Source organism: Stenotrophomonas maltophilia (assembly GCF_013464485.1).
In the GTDB taxonomy this organism is placed as follows: Bacteria; Pseudomonadota; Gammaproteobacteria; order Xanthomonadales; family Xanthomonadaceae; genus Stenotrophomonas; species Stenotrophomonas maltophilia_AW.
Map to the genome: position 1 here is coordinate 1 of NZ_RAUX01000053.1, position 13,228 is coordinate 13,228.

Consider the following 13,228-nt stretch of genomic DNA (forward strand, 5'->3'; position numbering starts at 1 on the left):
CTGTTTCCTGAGAGKGGGSGGGGKGGGTCCGGTKGCGGGGGACGCCGTAAACCCGTCCTTGGGGGCTTGGCTGCGGCATCCATGCCGCGGACACCCCCGCAACCGGACCCACCCCGCCTTCAACAGTTCCCTGCGATCTGTCTGGCTGGCATGGCCTGCTTTTGGTGGGTGTCGACCTTGGTCGACACATGGATCAGCTTCACGGGGAATCGTTGGGTTCGTGCTCGAACAATTCCCCCTGCACCACCGGCTCCTTTTCGCGGAAGCCACCCAGCCCGACGCCGACCAGGCGGTAGCGCGTCTCGGCCGGCAGATCGACCCTCGCGCGCAGCGACAGGGCGATGTCACGCAGCTCTTCCATCGATTCCGGCGGGCGCTCGGGGGTGAAGCTGCGGGTGAGGATGCGGAACTGCGCGGTCTTCAGTTTCAGCACCACGGTGTGGCCGACGCGTTCGGTCTTGCGCGTGGCATTCCAGGTCTTCTCCGCCAGCTGCACGATCGCTTCGGTCAGATCCTCCAGAAGCAGGTCTTCGGCAAAGGTGTCCTCCGAGGAAATCGACTGCACCTGCTGGTCCGGTTCCACCGGGCGCTCGTCGATGCCGCGTGCGCGGTTGTACAGACTGCGGCCGAAACTGCCGAACGCCTCTTCCAGATCGATCAGTGCCCACTGCCGCAGGTCGCCGCAGGTGACGATGCCGCGCGCAGCCAGCTTGCCTTCCATGACCTTGCCGACGCCGGGCACGCGGTTCACCGGCAGCGGCAGCAGGAACGCGTCCACCCGCTGCGGTGGAATCACGAACTGGCCATCGGGCTTGCGCCAGTCCGAAGCGATCTTGGCCAGGAACTTGTTCGGCGCGATCCCGGCTGAAGCGGTCAGGTTCGTCTCCTCGCGGATCTGCGCACGGATGGTGCGGGCGATGTCGGTGGCCAGTTCGATGCCGCTCTTCGGCTCGGTCACGTCCAGATAGGCCTCGTCCAGCGACAGCGGCTCGACCAGGTCGGTATGGCGCAGGAAGATCGCGCGTACCTGTTGTGACACCGCCTTGTAACGTGCGAAGTCCGGCGGCACGAAGATCGCATCCGGGCACAGGCGTTCGGCACGCACCGCGGGCATCGCCGAACGCACGCCGAACACGCGCGCCTCGTACGAGGCCGCGCACACCACCGAGCGTGCGCCACGCCATGCCACCACCACCGGCTTGCCGCGCAGTGACGGATCGTCGCGCTGCTCCACCGACGCGTAGAACGCGTCCATGTCAACGTGGATGATCTTGCGCAGTCGGGTCATGTCAGGTGGAAGAGGCGGAGGCGTGCTGGGCGGGCCACACGCCGAAGTATGGTCGTTGCACATCAACAGGATGCGCGTATTCCCTTGAAAACACTACGGTTGCGTACGGTTGAAATGTTTGATCGCCGCAGATTCCACGGGCATCCTCAGGCGCTTGTTTCCCTGTTCTTCGCTTCCAGGATTGTGCTTCATGACCCGTCTCCACGCGTTCAACCGCGAACAGCTGCTGGCCAGCGCACGCGGTGAACTGTTCGGCACCGCCGCCGGCCGTCTGCCCAACGACCCGATGCTGATGTTCGACCGCATCACCGAAATCCGCGAGGACGGCGGACCGCATGGCAAAGGCATGGTACGCGCCGAACTGGATATCCGCCCGGACCTGTGGTTCTTTGGCTGCCACTTCATCGGCGACCCGGTGATGCCCGGCTGCCTGGGCCTGGATGCAATGTGGCAGCTGACCGGCTTCTTCCTGACCTGGCTGGGCGCCCCCGGCAAGGGCCGCGCGCTGGGCTGTGGCGAAGTGAAGTTCACCGGCCAGGTGTTGCCGGACGCCAAGCTGGTGCGCTACGAGATCGACATCAGCCGCGTCATCAACCGCAAGCTGGTGATGGCCCAGTCCGATGCCCGCATGTACGTGGACGACCGCGAAATCTACAGCGCGCGCGACCTGCGCGTCGGCCTGTTCACTGAAACCGGGAGCTTCTGATGCGTCGCGTCGTCATCACCGGCATGGGCATCACGTCCTGCCTCGGCAATGATCTGGATACCGTTTCGGCCGCGCTGCGCGAAGGGCGCTCGGGCATCACCGCCCTGGCCGACCACGCCGAAGCGGGCCTGCGCAGCCAGGTCGGTGGCCGCGTCGACCTCGACCTGGACGCACTGATCGACCGCAAGCAGAAGCGCTTCATGAGCGATGCGGCGGCCTTCGCCTACCTGGCCATGCGCGATGCCATCGCCGATGCCGGGCTCAGCAACGAGCAGGTCAGCAGCCTGCGTACCGGCCTGATCGCCGGTTCCGGTGGTGGTTCCAGCGAATGGCAGATCGGTGCGGTCGACCTGCTGCGCGAACGTGGCGTGCGCAAGGTCGGCCCGTACATGGTGCCGCGCACGATGTGCTCGACCGTCTCGGCCTGCCTGGCCACGGCCTACCAGATCAAGGGCGTGAGCTACTCGCTGTCGGCCGCCTGCGCGACCTCGGCGCACTGCATCGGCGCCGCCGCGGACATGATCCGCCATGGCGCGCAGGACATCATGTTCGCCGGTGGCGGCGAAGACCTGCACTGGTCGATGAGCGTGATGTTCGATGCGATGGGCGCACTGTCGACCAGCTTCAACGACACCCCGGCCAGCGCCTCGCGCCCGTACGACAAGGACCGCGACGGCTTCGTCATCGCCGGTGGCGGCGGCATGCTGGTGCTGGAAGACTACGACCACGCCATTGCCCGCGGCGCACACATCCACGCCGAACTGATCGGCTATGGCGTCACCTCCGACGGTGCCGACATGGTCGCCCCGTCCGGTGAAGGCGCGGTGCGCTGCATGAAGATGGCGCTGCAGGGCGTTGATCGCCCGCTGGACTACCTCAACACCCACGGCACCTCGACCCCGCTGGGCGATGTCACCGAGCTCAACGCGATCCGCGAAGTGTTCGGCGATGCGGTACCGCCGCTGTCGTCGACCAAGGCGTTGTCCGGCCACTCGCTGGGTGCAGCGAGCGTGCATGAGGCGATCTACTGCCTGCTGATGATGCGCGACGGCTTCGTCGCCGGTTCGGCCAACATCGGCGAGCTCGACCCGAAGGTGGAAAGCTTCCCGATCCTGCACGAAAGCCGCGCGCAGCAGCTGGATACGGTGATGTCCAACAGCTTCGGCTTCGGTGGCACCAACGCCGCGCTGGTGTTCGGGCGGGTGTGATGGGAACAGGCGTGCCGACCAACGGTCGGCACCCACCAGGGCAGTAAAGAGTGCCAACCAAGGTTGGCACCCACCGTCAGGGGCGGTTGGCACCCACCGTTACTTCGGCAACAACGGCACCAGCAATGCGTGCGCGTCCACCAGCGATCCAACGATGCGGTGGCCCAGGGCACGCAGCTCTTCGTCCGGATGCACAAGGTCCGGCACCTGGATCACGGTCATGCCGGCGGCCAGCGCCGCGCGCGTACCGGCCGGTGAATCCTCCAGCGCCAGGCAACGCTCAGGCGCCTGGCCCAGCCGCTGTGCGGCCAGCAGGTAGATGTCCGGCGCCGGCTTCGGCCGCGCCACGTCACCACTGGTGATCACCGCATCGAAGTACGGGAGCAATCCGGCAGCGGCCAGCTTGCGGTTGGCCCGTGGCTGCCGCGTGGTGGTCGCCACCGCGCGCGGAATCGCATGCGCCTTCAGCAGTTCCAGCAGGTCCAGAATGCCCGGCCGCAACGGCAGGCCGGTCTGCGTGCGTGCTTCATATAATTCATGACAACGCGCGGCCACCGCCTCGATCACGCTGTCCTCGATGCCCTGCGCGCGCAGGAGCGCGTGCGAATCGCGGTCGCCAAGGCCGACCATGCGCAGGAACACCGCCTCGTCCAGGCCCAGCCCGAACCCGTCGGCGGCCTCGCTCCAGCAGGCCAGCGAAACCCGCTCGCTGTCGATCATCAGGCCGTCCATGTCGAAGATGACGGCGTCGGGAAGAAACGGCAGCGCAGCGATGGTGGTCATGGAGCAAACAGCGTATCCAGGTCGGTGGGGGTGAGCTGCCGCCATTGCCCTTCGTCCAGTCCCTGCAGGTCCAACCCGCCGACACGACTGCGGTTCAGGGCCTGCACGTGGTTGCCGGTGGCGGCGAACATGCGGCGTACCTGATGGTAGCGGCCTTCGTGCAGCACCAGGCGCGCGCGACGGGCGTCCAGTACTTCCAGTTCAGCCGGCAGCAGGGGCGTCTTCTCGGACTCCAGCATCAGCGTGCCGCTGGCGAACAGCGCCACCTCGTCACCGCGCAGGTCGTCGCTCAACTCGACCTCATAGACTTTCGGCAGCTTCGACTTCGGCGAGATGATCCGGTGCAGCAGGCCACCGTCATCGGTCAGCAACAGCAGGCCGCTGGTCTCGCGGTCGAGGCGGCCGACCGTGGACAGCACCGGATCACGGTCGCGGAAGCGCGGCGGCAGCAGGTCGTAGATCAGGCGGCCGGTGTCCTTGGTCGAACAGGTATAGCCCGCCGGCTTGTGCAGCGCGATCGACAACCCGGCCGGTGGATCCAGCGGTTCGCCATCAACCCGGATGGCCTCGTGCGGCACCTGGTCGTCGGCGTACAACACCTCGCCCTCGGCATCGGTGACGCGGCCTTCGCGGAACATCCACTGCACCTGCTTGCGGCTGCCGTAACCCAGGTTGGCGATGTGCTTGACCAGTTTCATCGGCCTTTCCCCTTCACCGCTTCAACCAGCTTGAAGCCGTCGCGCTCGGCAACCACGCGCACCGCGCCGAAGCTGTCGTTGAGGGTGTGCTCGTACGGCAGATGGCGGTTGGCCACCACGTACAGGCGCCCGCCCGGGCGCAGTGCCTGCGCGGCCACGGCGATGAAGCGCTGGCCGATGTCCGGGCGATCGGCACGCGACGGCGTGTGGAACGGCGGATTGCTGATGATGACGTCGTAGCCTGGCTCGACGCCGGCGGTGACGTCACGCCACAGGAACCGCAGCGGCAGCGCGCGTGGCGGCGGCGCCAGATTCAGTTCGGCCAGTGCAAGCGCACGCTGCTCGGCCTCGTACAGATCCAGCGCAGTGATCTTCGGGCAGCGTTCCAGCAGTTCGCGCGACAGATAGCCATAACCGGCGCCGAGGTCTGCGGCACGACCGGCGAGGTCGGCCGGCAGATGCTCGGCCAGCAGCGCGGACGCCGGATCGATGCGATCCCAGGCGAACACCCCCGGACGGCTGAGGAAGCGGCCACCGACGATCGGGCGCACGGCGTCCAGCGCCGACCAGCGCTTGGCCAGGTCAGCGTCGTGCTGGCCCTGCAGCGGGGCGGTCCAGTACACGCGGCAGTGGTTCTTGGTCAGGCTGCCACCCAGGCCGGTCAACTGCTTGAGGTCGCCCTCGCCCGAGCGCGCGCCTTCGTTGTTGGACTGGCAGGCAACGATACGGCCGCCGTCGGCCACCAGCGCCAGCGCGCGGGCGAACAGCGCACGGGCTTCCTCGCGCTGGCGCGGCGGCAGTACCAGCACCAGCGGGTAGCGGCCCTTGCCCGCCTCATCATCCAGCTGGCCGCTGACGGTCCAGCCGGCGGCCTGCTGCAGCGGCTGCGCGAACGGGGCAAAGCTCTGCTCACAGTGCACTTCGCGGTTGCCCGCCACCTCGCGCAGCGGCCAGCCGTCGCGGGCACGCAGGAAGGCCACCGGGCCCTCGGGCCAGCGCAGGGCGCCTTGGGAGAACGGCAGGAACAGGGTCTGCAGGGGGGCGTCGTCGCTGGAGGCCATCGGCGCGGGTACTTCAAGCGTGAGGGCCGTCCATTGTACCGGCTTGGCCGGGCCGGCCCCGCCAGGCCTCTTTGCGAAACCCGAACGGGCCCTTGATGTGCCAGCAACATTGAAACGTTCAGGGTAGAGGCTCCCCCGGAAACCTCAGGAGAACCTGCATGCGAGCCTTGTTCGTCGGTGGCGTGGTCGACAACAGTGAAATGGACCTGGAAGGCAGCCATCCGCCCGTGCATTACCCCGAGGACACCGGCGGCGGCCACTCACGCTATCGGCTGCACCAGGTCGGCCACGGCGCCGACGGCAGCGTGGCCTATGCGGTATACGGTGCACCGGACCTGGCCGATGACGAGGTGGCGCGGGTGGCCGAGGAACGTGCCTATGCGCGCCGGTTCGAGGCGACGCCGACATTGTTCGAGCACTGACACATCTGCAGCGCCCGAGCCCACGCTCGGGCGGCGGCGCAGCCGCGCAGACGACAGCCGAGCATGGGCTCGGCGCTACATCGGATCAAGGCGCCCGGGGTGGCAGGCGATTGACGCTGGCGATCTCGTCCAGCCACACGTGGTGCTGCTGCACCGGCGTGTCGTAGTCGTCCAGCCGCAACTGCCCGTTGCTGCCTTCATCACCGGCATCGTTGCGGTACTGCTGCACGGTCGGCTTCACCGCCACCGTGCCGAGCAGGCGACGGCCATCATGCAGGATCGATTCCACCTGCGTTTCGCCTTCCAGCTGCGGCAGCAGGGCTTCCAGGCGCGCGATCTGCGCCGGATCGGTATGGATGCGGGGAGCTGTACGGGACATCGGCGACCTCCTGCGTGCAGGGTCGCCGACCAGCCGTGAATGTTCAGTGCAGCGCGCTGTCGGCGCGCGGCACCTGCACCTTGCGGACCGCAGACACCAGCTGCGCCACCGAGTAGGGCTTGGCTACATGCTCCTGGAAACCGGAGGCCAGCGCACGACGACGGTCATCGGCACGCGCAAGCGCGGTAACCGCCACTGCAGGCAGCGTTGCCGCATCCACGCCCATGTCCTCACGCAGCGTACGTACCAGCCCATAACCGTCCATGCCCGGCAAGCCGATGTCGGTCAGCATCACGTGGTACTGCAGGTGGCCGGTGTCGGCCAACAGCGCCAGCGCTTCACCCGCCGAACTGGCTGCCGATACGCTGGCACCCTGCTCTTCCAGCATGCGGCGCAGATACTCCAGCACTTCCGGCTGGTCTTCCACCGCCAGCACATGCATGCCGCGCAGCGGATACGGCTCCACGATCACCGGTTCGGCGATCGGCCCGCTGATCACTTCACGCAGTGGGCGCCGCTCGGCATCGGGAATGTGCTTGGGCAGGCGCACGGTGAAGGTGGCACCGTGGCCATGGCCCTCGCTGGCAGCAGTGACCGTCCCCCCGTGCAGTTCGACCAGCTGTTGCACGATCGCCAGGCCCAGGCCCAGGCCGCCATGGCGGCGGGTGGTGGTGCCGTCGGCCTGGCGGAAGCGGCTGAACAGATGGTTGAGGAATTCCGGCGCGATGCCGTCGCCGGTATCGCGCACGGTGATCATCCAGTGGTTGCCATCGGCCTGCAGCTGCAGGTCGATGCGGCCCTCCGCCGGGGTGAACTTGATTGCGTTCGACAGCAGGTTCCAGAACACCTGCTGCAGGCGGGTGGCATCGCCCAGAACCAGGCTGGGCTGTTCGGGCAGCTGCAGGTGCACATCCAGCGCCTTGCCTTCCGCTACCAGTTCCTGCGCGCCGATGGCTTCGCCAAGCAGCGTGCGCAGCTCCAGCACTTCCACTTCCAGCTGCACCTTGCCCAGCAGCATGCTGCTGAGGTCGAGCATGTCCGAGATCAGCCGCTTCTGCGCACCGGCGCTGTTGGCGATCACGTTCAGGCCCTTGTACAGCGGGCTGGTGTTGTCCACGCGCTGCAGCAGCAACTCACTCCAGCCCAGGATGGTGGTCAGCGGCGTGCGCAGCTCGTGCGACAGCGTGGCCAGGAATTCGTCCTTCAGCCGCGCCATGTTTTCCGCAGCGCTGCGCGCGGCGCGCTCGGACTGCAGCAGCTCCTCGCGCGCCAGTTCGATTTCACGGCGCTCGGTCACGTCAGGGCTGCTGCCGGCCAGACCGATGAAGCGCCCCATCCGCGAGAAGCGCGGGCGCGCGTTCATTTCAAGCCAGCGCCATTCGCCATCGGCACGGCGGGCACGCACCAGCGCGTGCATTGAACGCTGCGCCTTCAAGGCTTCCTGCAGTTCGTACTCGAACACCGAAGCGTCATCGGGATGCACCAGGCCACGCCACACATCCTCCGGCACGCGCGTTTCGTCTCCGCCGAAGAATTCGCTGAAGGCACTGTTGACGAAGCGCGCATGGCCACGTTCGTCGAGCACCCACACCGGCATTGGCAGGCCATCGGCCAGGGCACTGAAGCGGGCCTCGCTTTCGCCAAGCTCCACTTCCATCTGCTTGCGCGCCGTGATGTCGAAGAACAGGATGCCGACCTTGTCCTCACCCGGCCGTCCCACGCGCACCGCGTCGACCGCGAACGAACGCCCCAGCGCGCGCGCTTCCATCTCGAACTGGGCCGGGCGGCCGCTGCGCGCGACCTCGCCGTAGATGCGGAACCAGTCCTGCTCGTGGTTCGGCTCCAGCGCCGTCATGCGCTGCCCGCGCGCATCCTTCAGGCCGGTATGGCGCTCGAAGGCGTCGTTGACTTCGATGAAACGGTAGTCCACGGCGCGTTCGCCCTCGAACAGCACCTGGATCACGCAGAAACCGGCGTTGATGCGCTCAAGCACGCCATGATGCAGGTCGGGTTCGGGCGCCGGCACCATCATCGGTGGGCGCTCCACGAGGGGCGGCAGTGTGGACAAGGGCGTCTGTGCAGGCCGGATTGGAGGCACAGCATCTTCCAAAGGACGTATTCACAGCGTCAAGCGCCGTCAGTCAGGGTTGACGAGGATGAATTGGCGGCAACCGCCCTTGCGCGTGACGCATTCGGCCATTGCCGTAGTCCAACAGCAGGATCACACTCGATCTGTGATCAACATCGCCCCAGTAAGGGGACGCAGGAGACCGTCATGAAACGCGCACTCGCGATTGCCCTGCTGGCAGGTGCCCTGGTGGCGGGCGGCGCCCAGGCTGCAGCTCGCACCGTAACCGATACCGACGCCCCTCGTGCGCTCCAGGCCGATGGCCCGGTCAGCGTGAAATGGGACGATCCGGCGAAGTTCACCGAGATCCGCCAGAGCAGCAACCGCTTCGAGGCCGAGCGCGGCGACTGGGTACAGCAGCTGGCCCGCTACGTGCAGACCACCGCTGCCAAGCCGTTGCAGCCGGGCCAGACCCTGGACGTCACCCTGGTGGACATCAAGCGTGCCGGCGACTATGAGCCGTGGCACGGCCCGCGTGGCCGCGACATCCGCATCATGCGCGACATCTACCCGCCGCGGATCAGTCTGCAGTACACGTTGAAGGACGCCAGCGGGCGCATCGTCAGCGAAGGCGACGCACGCCTCAGCGATACCGGCTACCTGCACAACATCGGGCTGAAGAGTGACAGCGACCCGCTGCGCTACGAGAAGCGCCTGATCGATGACTGGGTCAAGCGCCAGCTGGCCAGCCAAGCCACCGCTGCGCGGTAAGGCCCCTCGGTAGGTGTCGACCTGGGTCGACACGCATTACACGGTGCCGACCAAGGTCGGCCGCTACCGAAGCCGAGCGTGGGCTCGGCTCTACACGTACACCTTCGCCACGCGCTTGACCGCGCACGGCAGCTGGTACGCGCTCACGCCGCAGCGTGGCGCCAGTTCGGACAGCGTCGGTGCACTGCCCCACAGTTCCACAACGCTGCCGACGCCCGCCTGCGCATGCGCGGTCAGGTCCACGGTCAGCATGTCCATCGACACGCGCCCGATCAGGGCTCCCGGCTGGCCGTCGATCAGCACCGGCGTGCCATTCGGGGCGAACTGCGGATACCCATCGGCATAGCCCAGCGCCACCACGCCAACGCGGGTGCGCACCTTGGACACGAAGCGCGCGCCATAGCCCACCGGCTCTCCGGGCTCGATCCAGCGCTCGGCAATCACCTTGGACTGCATGGTCATCACCGGGCGCAGGCGTTCGGTCAGCGTGGTGTTGTCCGGCAGCGGGTTGGCGCCGTACAGCATCAGCCCCGGGCGCACCCAGTCGCTGCGTACATCCGGCCAGCCCAGCAACGCCGGCGAGTTGCAGACGCTGGTCTCGCCTTCCAGGCCATCGATGGCGCGCGCGAAGGTCGCGGCCTGTTCATGGGTGCGTTCGCTGTCCAGCTCATCGGCGCGCGCCAGGTGGGTCATCAGCACGATGCGCTCGACCTGCGGCAGCGCCGACAGGCGTGCATGCGCGGCACGGAAGCTGTCCACGTCCAGGCCGAGGCGATGCATGCCACTGTCCAGCTTCAGCCACACCGTCAACGGGCGCGGGCTGTCGAAGGCAGCAACGGCCTCCAGTTGCCACGGCGAACCGACGGCGAACCAGAAGTCATGCTCGGCCACCAGCGCCATGTCGCTGGGCTCGAAGATGCCTTCCAGCAGCAGGATCGGCGCACGGATGCCGGCCTGGCGCAGTTCCAGCGCCTCTTCGATGGTGGCCACGCCGAAACCATCGGCCTCGCCTTCCAGCGCCTGCGCACAGCGCACCGCGCCATGGCCGTAGGCATCGGCCTTGATGATCGCCAGGGCCTTGCCACCGCCCAGTTCACGGGCCAGCCGGTAGTTGCTGCGCAGGGCGCCCAGATCGATCAGCGCGCGGGCAGGACGCATGTGCGGTTCTCGTGTTGCGGCGCGTGACCGTACTGGCCGTAGCGGAAAATATCCAGGCCTTCGGTGCTGATCTGCGGCTGGCGCGCGCTCATCAGGTCGGCCAGGTAGCGGCCTGAGCCGCAGGCCATGGTCCAGCCCAGCGTGCCGTGGCCGGTATTGAGGTACAGGTTGCGGAACGGCGTGGCGCCGATCACCGGCGTACCGTCCGGCGTGGCCGGGCGCAGGCCGGTCCAGAACTGCGCGCGCGACAGGTCACCGCCCTTCGGGTAGAGGTCGCTGACCACCAGCTCCAGGGTCTCGCGGCGGCGCTGCGACAGCGACAGGTCGAAGCCGGCCACTTCGGCCATGCCACCGACGCGGATGCGGTCGTCGAAACGGGTGACCGCCACCTTGTAGCTTTCATCGAGGATGGTCGACGTGGGTGCCATCGCCGGGTCGGTGATCGGCAGGGTCAGCGAGTAGCCCTTCAGCGGGTACACCGGCAGGCGCATGCCCAGCGATGCGACCAGCGCCGGCGAATAGCTGCCGAGCGCGACCACGAAGCGGTCGGCGGTTTCCAGCTTGCCGTCAATGCGCACGCCGGTGATGCGGTCGCCATCGACCTCCAGGCCGGTGATGTCCTGGTCGAAGCGGAACTCGACACCGGCATCCACGCACATCTGCGCCAGGCGGCGGGTGAACAGCTGGCAGTCGCCGGTCTGGTCACGCGGCAGGCGCAGCGCGCCGACCAGGCCGTCAACGTGGGCCAGGGCCGGTTCGGCCTGGATGATGCCGGCGCGGTCCAGCACCTCGTACGGCACGCCGTACTGGGCCAGGATCTCGATGTCCTGCGCCGAGGCATCCAGCTGCTGCTGGGTGCGGAACAGCTGGGTGGTGCCCAGGTCGCGGCCTTCGAACTCGATGCCGATCTGCGCGCGCAGTTCGTTCAGGCAGTCGCGGCTGTACTCGGACATGCGCACCATGCGCGCCTTGTTGATCGCGTAGCGCACATGGGTACAGTTGCGCAGCATCTGCCACAGCCAGCGGTACTGGGCCAGGTCCATGCCCGGCTTGATCGCCAGCGGCGCGTGCTTCTCGAACAGCCAGCCGATGGCCTTCTTCGGCACGCCCGGTGCCGCCCACGGCGAGGTGTAGCCGAACGACAGCTGGCCGGCATTTGCGAAGCTGGTCTCCAGCGCCGGGCCGGGCTGGCGGTCGATGACCGTGACTTCAAACCCGGCCTGTCGCAGGTACCAGGCACTGGTGGTGCCGATCACGCCGCTGCCGAGAACTAGGACTCGCATGGGACTTCTCCAACCCGATCATTCCCTGCACTGGAGCGTGCCGGGACCATAATTGGGGAAGTATAGACAGCCGATACCAGTTGATTTGCCTGATTTGCAATAGACCGGCAGGATGTTCTCCTGCAATTCATTCCCCAAGGTTGACGGCCATGGCCACCCGTACCCGCGAACTGGACAAGATCGACCGCAAGATCTTGCGCATCCTGCAGGCCGAAGGCCGCATCTCCTTCACCGAACTGGGCGAGCGCGTCGGCCTGTCCACCACTCCGTGCACCGAGCGCGTACGCCGGCTGGAGCGCGAGGGCGTGATCACCGGCTACCACGCCCACCTGGACCCTGCGGCGGTGAAGGCCAGCCTGCTGGTGTTCGTGGAGATCAGCCTGGCCTACAAGTCCGGCGACATCTTCGAGGAATTCCGGCGTGCGGCCCTGAAGCTGCCGAACGTGCTGGAGTGTCATCTGGTGTCGGGCGACTTCGATTACCTGCTGAAAGCACGGATCAGTGAAATGGCCTCCTACCGCAAGCTGCTCGGCAGCACGTTGCTGACACTGCCGCACGTACGTGAGTCGAAGAGCTACATCGTGATGGAAGAGGTGAAGGAAACGCTGAGCCTGCCGATTCCGGATTGAGCCGAGCGTGTGGGGTCAGATCCCGCAACGCGGGCTCTGACCCCGGATCCGTCAGCGCTGCTGCGGATGCTTCTGCGAGCGCTGCTCCTGCTGCCTGCCGCCCTTGTGCGGCTGCTGCTGATCCATCTGCTGCTGTTGCTGCTGCTGTTGCTGCGGGTTGCGGCCCTGCGGTTCCTTGCCGGGATGACGGTTCTGCTGGTTTTTCATGATCGCGATCCAATGGACAAAGGACATGCGGCGGCGGGATGCCGGCGCAGGGCCACGGTGGTCCCGGGACGGTTAATCACAGGCGAAAAAGCAGTGATCGGCAGGATCTTGTTTTCGGAGGTTCAGCTGCGCCGCCGGGCATGGCGCGGCGCTATCGGATCTGCTGCCCGTCGCCCTGCGGCACGCTGTCGTAATAGCGCCCCGTGCGCGAGTCGAACACGCGGTTGGGACCGGCCGGGCGCACCCCGGGAATGATGCGGCCATTGCGGTCGTAGACCTTGTCGGCCGGTTTCGGCGACGGCGACGGCGCGACCTGTGCCGGACCGGTGGACTTGATCGGCTGCGCCGGCTGCGGCGAAGGCAATACCTGCGGTTGCGGGCGTGCAGCCTGCGGCGGCGGCGCCACCGGCGGCGGGCTCACGCGGGTCGCGCCACGCGTGGCGGTCGGGCTGGAGGACGTCGGCATCTGGGCCTGGGCGAACAGCGGCAGCAGGGCCATCAACAGCAGGGGAAGGCTCGGTTTCATGTTCACGCTCCGGCGTGGATCGTCTTCACCATGCGCCTGCC

General features: G+C 67.1%; 15 protein-coding genes. 5 read left to right on the forward strand and 10 right to left on the reverse strand.

All coding sequences use genetic code 11. From position 1 onward, the window contains the following. Positions 1-199: 199 nt before the first annotated feature. Positions 200-1,288, reverse strand: coding sequence for a DNA polymerase IV (gene dinB, locus D7Y61_RS20045; RefSeq protein WP_180868845.1), 1,089 nt, complete (start codon positions 1,286-1,288; stop codon positions 200-202). Between the two features lie 190 nt (positions 1,289-1,478). Here dinB and fabA point away from each other — a divergent pair, with 190 nt between their 5' ends. Together fabA and fabB are read left to right on the forward strand one after the other, a co-directional pair. Next, positions 1,479-1,994, forward strand: a complete 516-nt coding sequence (gene fabA / locus D7Y61_RS20050) for a 3-hydroxyacyl-[acyl-carrier-protein] dehydratase FabA (protein ID WP_049432293.1) — start codon at positions 1,479-1,481, stop codon at positions 1,992-1,994. Further along, positions 1,994-3,202 carry a beta-ketoacyl-ACP synthase I gene (fabB, locus tag D7Y61_RS20055; protein WP_180868847.1) on the forward strand — a complete coding sequence of 403 codons (1,209 nt, stop codon included), beginning with the start codon at positions 1,994-1,996 and terminating at the stop codon, positions 3,200-3,202. Before fabA ends, fabB begins: the two co-directional genes overlap by 1 nt. Before the next feature lie 99 nt (positions 3,203-3,301). On the opposite strand, the gene D7Y61_RS20060 is transcribed toward fabB, so the two are convergent. The 3 genes from D7Y61_RS20060 to D7Y61_RS20070 are packed head-to-tail and all read right to left on the reverse strand — an operon-like array spanning position 3,302 to position 5,744. Further along, positions 3,302-3,985, reverse strand: a complete 684-nt coding sequence (locus D7Y61_RS20060) for an HAD family hydrolase (RefSeq protein ID WP_180868849.1) — start codon at positions 3,983-3,985, stop codon at positions 3,302-3,304. Further along, positions 3,982-4,683, reverse strand: a complete 702-nt coding sequence (locus D7Y61_RS20065; protein ID WP_180868851.1) for a pseudouridine synthase — start codon at positions 4,681-4,683, stop codon at positions 3,982-3,984. Before D7Y61_RS20065 ends, D7Y61_RS20060 begins: the two co-directional genes overlap by 4 nt. Beyond that, complete coding sequence (locus D7Y61_RS20070; protein ID WP_180868852.1) at positions 4,680-5,744, reverse strand: class I SAM-dependent methyltransferase; 1,065 nt, start codon at positions 5,742-5,744, stop codon at positions 4,680-4,682. The genes D7Y61_RS20065 and D7Y61_RS20070 overlap by 4 nt, the downstream gene beginning before the upstream one ends. A gap of 158 nt (positions 5,745-5,902) precedes the next feature. On the opposite strand from D7Y61_RS20070, the gene D7Y61_RS20075 reads away from it, so the two are divergent. Beyond that, on the forward strand, positions 5,903-6,166 hold the full coding sequence (locus D7Y61_RS20075) for a hypothetical protein (protein WP_005407925.1): 264 nt from the start codon (positions 5,903-5,905) through the stop codon (positions 6,164-6,166). Positions 6,167-6,251: 85 nt separating this feature from the next. On the opposite strand, the gene D7Y61_RS20080 is transcribed toward D7Y61_RS20075, so the two are convergent. Together D7Y61_RS20080 and D7Y61_RS20085 are read right to left on the reverse strand one after the other, a co-directional pair. Next, positions 6,252-6,545, reverse strand: a complete 294-nt coding sequence (locus D7Y61_RS20080) for a DUF3247 family protein (RefSeq protein WP_180868854.1) — start codon at positions 6,543-6,545, stop codon at positions 6,252-6,254. Positions 6,546-6,588: 43 nt separating this feature from the next. Then, entirely contained in the window at positions 6,589-8,577 is a 1,989-nt protein-coding gene (locus D7Y61_RS20085) for an ATP-binding protein (RefSeq protein WP_180868856.1), read from the reverse strand. A gap of 243 nt (positions 8,578-8,820) precedes the next feature. On the opposite strand from D7Y61_RS20085, the gene D7Y61_RS20090 reads away from it, so the two are divergent. Next, complete coding sequence (locus D7Y61_RS20090; RefSeq protein ID WP_180868858.1) at positions 8,821-9,384, forward strand: DUF3016 domain-containing protein; 564 nt, start codon at positions 8,821-8,823, stop codon at positions 9,382-9,384. Between the two features lie 90 nt (positions 9,385-9,474). Here the strand turns inward: D7Y61_RS20090 and alr are convergent, their stop codons facing one another. Together alr and D7Y61_RS20100 are read right to left on the reverse strand one after the other, a co-directional pair. Continuing rightward, entirely contained in the window at positions 9,475-10,542 is a 1,068-nt protein-coding gene (gene alr / locus D7Y61_RS20095) for an alanine racemase (protein ID WP_180868860.1), read from the reverse strand. After that, positions 10,521-11,825 carry a D-amino acid dehydrogenase gene (locus D7Y61_RS20100; protein WP_180868861.1) on the reverse strand — a complete coding sequence of 435 codons (1,305 nt, stop codon included), beginning with the start codon at positions 11,823-11,825 and terminating at the stop codon, positions 10,521-10,523. Before D7Y61_RS20100 ends, alr begins: the two co-directional genes overlap by 22 nt. A gap of 149 nt (positions 11,826-11,974) precedes the next feature. Between D7Y61_RS20100 and D7Y61_RS20105 the strand changes: the two genes are divergently transcribed. After that, entirely contained in the window at positions 11,975-12,454 is a 480-nt protein-coding gene (locus D7Y61_RS20105) for a winged helix-turn-helix transcriptional regulator (protein ID WP_005407919.1), read from the forward strand. Between the two features lie 51 nt (positions 12,455-12,505). On the opposite strand, the gene D7Y61_RS20110 is transcribed toward D7Y61_RS20105, so the two are convergent. Both D7Y61_RS20110 and D7Y61_RS20115 read right to left on the reverse strand, forming a co-directional pair. Further along, on the reverse strand, positions 12,506-12,688 hold the full coding sequence (locus D7Y61_RS20110) for a lana protein (protein ID WP_180868863.1): 183 nt from the start codon (positions 12,686-12,688) through the stop codon (positions 12,506-12,508). Positions 12,689-12,812: 124 nt separating this feature from the next. Further along, positions 12,813-13,187: a classical arabinogalactan protein 4 gene (locus D7Y61_RS20115; RefSeq protein ID WP_180868865.1), complete on the reverse strand. Its 375-nt coding sequence runs from the start codon at positions 13,185-13,187 to the stop codon at positions 12,813-12,815. Positions 13,188-13,228: the final 41 nt, after the last annotated feature.

What these genes read in the sequence shown, in the direction of transcription:
- fabA (WP_049432293.1), top strand. Translation starts at nt 1,479, where the DNA reads ATGACCCGTCTCCACGCGTTCAACCGCGAACAGCTGCTGGCCAGCGCA.
- D7Y61_RS20110 (WP_180868863.1), bottom strand. Translation starts at nt 12,688, where the DNA reads ATGTCCTTTGTCCATTGGATCGCGATCATGAAAAACCAGCAGAACCGT.
- D7Y61_RS20060 (WP_180868849.1), bottom strand. Translation starts at nt 3,985, where the DNA reads ATGACCACCATCGCTGCGCTGCCGTTTCTTCCCGACGCCGTCATCTTC.
- alr (WP_180868860.1), bottom strand. Translation starts at nt 10,542, where the DNA reads ATGCGTCCTGCCCGCGCGCTGATCGATCTGGGCGCCCTGCGCAGCAAC.
- D7Y61_RS20080 (WP_180868854.1), bottom strand. Translation starts at nt 6,545, where the DNA reads ATGTCCCGTACAGCTCCCCGCATCCATACCGATCCGGCGCAGATCGCG.
- D7Y61_RS20100 (WP_180868861.1), bottom strand. Translation starts at nt 11,825, where the DNA reads ATGCGAGTCCTAGTTCTCGGCAGCGGCGTGATCGGCACCACCAGTGCC.
- D7Y61_RS20115 (WP_180868865.1), bottom strand. Translation starts at nt 13,187, where the DNA reads ATGAAACCGAGCCTTCCCCTGCTGTTGATGGCCCTGCTGCCGCTGTTC.
- D7Y61_RS20065 (WP_180868851.1), bottom strand. Translation starts at nt 4,683, where the DNA reads ATGAAACTGGTCAAGCACATCGCCAACCTGGGTTACGGCAGCCGCAAG.
- fabB (WP_180868847.1), top strand. Translation starts at nt 1,994, where the DNA reads ATGCGTCGCGTCGTCATCACCGGCATGGGCATCACGTCCTGCCTCGGC.
- D7Y61_RS20105 (WP_005407919.1), top strand. Translation starts at nt 11,975, where the DNA reads ATGGCCACCCGTACCCGCGAACTGGACAAGATCGACCGCAAGATCTTG.
- D7Y61_RS20070 (WP_180868852.1), bottom strand. Translation starts at nt 5,744, where the DNA reads ATGGCCTCCAGCGACGACGCCCCCCTGCAGACCCTGTTCCTGCCGTTC.
- D7Y61_RS20075 (WP_005407925.1), top strand. Translation starts at nt 5,903, where the DNA reads ATGCGAGCCTTGTTCGTCGGTGGCGTGGTCGACAACAGTGAAATGGAC.
- D7Y61_RS20090 (WP_180868858.1), top strand. Translation starts at nt 8,821, where the DNA reads ATGAAACGCGCACTCGCGATTGCCCTGCTGGCAGGTGCCCTGGTGGCG.
- dinB (WP_180868845.1), bottom strand. Translation starts at nt 1,288, where the DNA reads ATGACCCGACTGCGCAAGATCATCCACGTTGACATGGACGCGTTCTAC.
- D7Y61_RS20085 (WP_180868856.1), bottom strand. Translation starts at nt 8,577, where the DNA reads ATGATGGTGCCGGCGCCCGAACCCGACCTGCATCATGGCGTGCTTGAG.